Raw genomic sequence first — 222 nt, 5'->3', positions numbered from 1 at the left:
ATTAAATATGATAAAAAAGATATTTAATAAAGAAATAATATTCTGTTTCTCTTAAAAAGATCTTTTTACAGAAAGAGAAGAAAAAATACTTAATGAATTTATTAAAAATTATAATTATAATAATATGAATATTTTTTATGATTATAATAAATTAAAAGAATTTTTGATATCCTATATAAAAAATAAAAAAGAATGGTATATATAAATATATTATGAAGTTAA

At 12.2% G+C, this 222-nt stretch carries 1 protein-coding gene (running past one end of the window); it reads left to right on the top strand.

Annotation, left to right across the window (positions count from 1 at the left end; all coding sequences use genetic code 11):
* Positions 1 to 5: the 3' end of a hypothetical protein gene (locus LUA84_RS05570; RefSeq protein WP_457913302.1), read on the top strand. It extends 115 nt beyond the left edge of the window; only the last 5 of its 120 coding nucleotides appear in the window; the start codon falls outside the window, past its left edge; it ends in the stop codon at positions 3 to 5.
* The last annotated feature ends 217 nt before the right edge of the window (positions 6 to 222 follow it).

It is taken from the genome of Candidatus Nanopusillus massiliensis, assembly GCF_920984865.1.
Note: the sequence above shows the minus strand (reverse complement) of the source record. Positions and strands in the feature narration are given on the sequence as shown.